This window comes from Roseomonas sp. TAS13 (genome assembly GCF_001950415.1).
GTDB lineage: Bacteria > Pseudomonadota > Alphaproteobacteria > Acetobacterales > Acetobacteraceae > Roseomonas > Roseomonas mucosa.
Map to the genome: position 1 here is coordinate 1 of NZ_BDLP01000416.1, position 3,497 is coordinate 3,497.

Here is a 3,497-nt window from a genome sequence, read left to right on the forward strand (position 1 = left end):
GCCCCAGTCCGACCAGCCCGCGGCGGCCGAGCCTCCGGCCGCGGCCCCTGCGCCGGGGCAGGCGCCGGCCCCGGCGGCGACCCAGGGCGCGCCGGGCGCCACCCCCGGCACGTCGGTTCCGGCCGCTGCGTCCCAGGGGCGGGTGCTGCGACGCACGCTGCGCGACCTCGGCCTGCAATCCCCGATGCAGCTCCGCGGCCTGACGGACCTCCAGGGCATCCTCTTCGGAGTGCGGGAGGACGAGGTGGTGACGGGTGCGAAGCTCGTGCTTCGCGGTGCCACCAGCCCGGCCCTGATCCCGGAACTGTCGCAGATCGCGATGACGCTGAACGAGCAGTTCGTCGGCGCCATCACGCCGGAGCGTGCGCGGCCCAGCTTCGGACCGCTGGAGTTCCCCATCAACCCGGTCTTCTTCGCCGATACCAACCGGCTGAACTTTCGCTTCACCGGCCGCTATGCCGCGGAATGCAACGATCCGCTCTCGGGGCTGCTCTGGTCCACCATCTCGGACCAGTCCGTGCTGGAACTGACCACCGAGCGCCTGGCCATGCCGCGCGACCTGGCACGGCTGCCGGCGCCTTTCTTCGACCGGGTGCAGCTGCGCGTGCCGCTGGTCCTGCCCTTCGTGGTGGCGGCCGATGCCAGCAACGACGTGGCGCGCGCGGCGCTGATCGCCTCCTCCTGGTTCGCGGTGCAGGCGGATTACCGCGGCGCCAGCTTCCCGGCCTCCAGCGCCCCGCCGACCCGGGGCAATGGCGTGGTGGTGGCGGTGGGCGCGGATTCCGTGCCCGGCGTGGCGCTGCCCCGCTTCGAGGGGCCGACCCTGGCGCTGGTGCCCAACCCCACCGACCCGGAGTCGATCCTTCTGGTCATCGGCGGCCGCACCGGGGCCGAGGCCGTCGCCGCGGCGCAGGCGCTCGCCGTGTCGAGCCAGGGGCTGTCGGGCGAGGCCTCCCTGGTCTCGGCGCCCGACATCCCGGCACGCCAGCCCTATGACGCGCCGCGCTGGATCCGTACGGAGCGGCCGGTGCGCTTCGGCGAGCTGGTGGACCCCTCGGAGCTCCAGTCCTACGGCTTCGCGCCCGGCAACATCGCCGTGCCCTTCCGGACCGCGCCCGACGTCTATACTTGGCGGCAGCGATCCATCCCGGTGGACCTGTTCTTCCGCGCCCCGCCGGGGCCGGTGACGGATCTCCAGGTCTCCCGCCTCGATGTCTCGCTGAACGGCAACTACCTGAAATCCCTGCCGCTGCGCGAGGGCGACCCGGCCTGGCCATGGAGCTGGGTGGCGCGGCAACTGGGCGTGGGCCTCGGCGACGACCGTGGCACCGGTTCGGCCGGGCTGCCGTCCTACCTGATCTTCGGGCTGAACAACCTGCAGATGCGCTTCGACATGCGGCCGCTGAACCGGGGCGACTGCACCGCCATCCCGGGCGACATCCGCGCCTCGATCGACCCGGACAGCACGATCGACCTGTCGCGCTCCTACCGCTTCACCGCCCTGCCGAACCTCGCCTTCTTCGCGGGCTCCGGCTTCCCCTACACCAAGCTCGCGGATCTTTCCGATACGGCGCTGGTGCTGCCGGACCGTCCGACCTCGCTGGAACTCTCCCACGCGATGGGGCTGATCGGACGGCTGGCGGCCAATACCGGCCTGCCGGCCCTGCGCCTGGCCATCGCCCACTCCAGCACCCTGGACAGCGTGGTGGACCGCAACCTGCTGGTGGTCGGCTCGCTCAACCGCGTGCCGGCGCTGGCGCGCCTGCTCCGGGACAGCCCGGTCCGGCTGGACGGCAACCGCCTTCAGGTCTCGCTGCCAAGCCCGATGGAGAACTTCCGCAACTTCTTCCTGTCGGATGACCGGCTGCGCGACCGGACACGGCTGAACGCCGTCGTGTCCGGGCCGGGCGACGGCCAGGGCATCATGATCGGCACCGAAAGCCCGCTCCAGTCGGGACGGACGCTGGTGGCGGTCACCGGCACCACGCCGCAGGGCGTCGAGGCCATGCTGAACGCGCTGAGCGACCCGGACCAGCTGCCGCGCATCCAGGGCGACGTGGCCTGGCTGTCCGGCGGACGGGTCGAATCCTACCGCATCAGCCCGACCTATTCGGTAGGCAGCCTGCCGGTCTGGCTTTGGCCGCAGCTCTACCTCGGCAACCGGCCGGACATGGTTCTGCTCCTGGTGGTCGGTGCGGCGCTGCTGCTGGCCGCCCCGTCCTACTGGATCATCCGGCGGCGCGTCGCGGCCCGCCTCAGGGCCCAGATCTGATGCCGGCACCCCGCTCCAGGCCGCATCTCGCGGCGCTGCTCCTTGCCTCCACGGCTCTGCCGGTGCTGCCGGCGGCGGCCCGGGCGGAGGACCGGGCGATCCAGGTCCTGCTCGACCAGGCGAACTACTGGCGTGGCCAGGGTCGGACGGACCAGGTGATCCGGGCGCTGGAACGCGTGCTGGCCGCCGATCCCGACAATGTCGCGGCGCTGTCCGGCCTCGCCCAGGCCCAGGCGCAGCAGGGCGACCGGGCCGCGGCGGACCGCACCCTGGCGCGGCTGCGTCAGGTCGCGCCCGGCAATTCCGTGGTGGGCAGCACCGAGACCCAGCTCCGCGGCGCCTCCGCCGACCCGGCCCAGGTGGCCGAGGCCAGGCGGCTGGCGCAGGCGGGGCAGAACGCGGCGGCGGTGGCGCGCTACCGGCAGATCTTCGGCGGCAGCACCCCGCCGGATGTCTTCGCGCAGGAATACTACCAGGCCCAGGCGGGGACGCCCGACGGCTATGCCCAGGGCCGGGACGGGCTGAAGCGGCTGCTGGACCGCAATCCGGGCAACCGGGCCCTGCAGCTCGCCCTTGCCCAGGTCCTCACCTGGCGCGAGGGCTCGCGCACGGAGGGCATCCGCCTTCTCCAGCAACTCGCCGGCAGCCCCGACATGGCGCAGCAGGCGCGGAACTCCTGGCGGCAGGCGCTGAGCTGGGACGGGGCCAGTGCCTCGGCCATCCCCGGGCTGGAAGCCTATCTGGAGCGCTATCCGGACGACCAGCAGGCGCAGCGGCAACTGGCGGAGGCCCGCAACCCGGCCCGCACCCCGCAGGACGAGATGGGCGCGCGCCGCCAGGCGGGGTTCGAGGCGCTGAACGGCAACCGCGTCGCCGCGGCGGAGGCGGCCTTCCAGGCGGTGCTGCAACAGGCGCCCGAGGATTCCGACGCGCTGGGCGGGCTGGGGCTGGTGCGGCTCCGCCAGGGTCGCAGCAACGAGGCGAAGACCCTGCTGGCCCGCGCCATCGCGGCCGACCCGCAGGAGGGCCGCCGCAAATGGGGGCAGGCGCTGGACGGCGCGAGCTATGCCGGAGCGGTCAACACCGCCCGGTCGCAGATCGCCCGTGGTCAGGTGCAGCAGGCCGAGGCGACGCTGGAGGCCGCGGTGCGCCAGGGCGGCGCGGAACAGGCCGAGGCCCAGGCGCTGCTGGGTGACATCCTGCTGCGGCCTGTCTCTTGATCACA

The 3,497-nt window shown here is 73.2% G+C and carries 2 protein-coding genes; both read left to right on the top strand.

The window, feature by feature from the left end; translation table 11 throughout:
* Nucleotides 1–2,272: cellulose biosynthesis cyclic di-GMP-binding regulatory protein BcsB (locus ROTAS13_RS21255; RefSeq protein WP_075823329.1), on the top strand; the 2,272-nt coding region annotated here is incomplete at its 5' end.
* Nucleotides 2,272–3,492, top strand: a complete 1,221-nt coding sequence (locus ROTAS13_RS21260; protein ID WP_075823330.1) for a tetratricopeptide repeat protein — start codon at nt 2,272–2,274, stop codon at nt 3,490–3,492. The genes ROTAS13_RS21255 and ROTAS13_RS21260, both read left to right, overlap by 1 nt.
* Nucleotides 3,493–3,497 lie beyond the last annotated feature (5 nt).

Coding starts and splice junctions, on each gene's coding strand:
- ROTAS13_RS21260 (WP_075823330.1), top strand. CDS start 2,272: ATGCCGGCACCCCGCTCCAGGCCGCATCTCGCGGCGCTGCTCCTTGCC.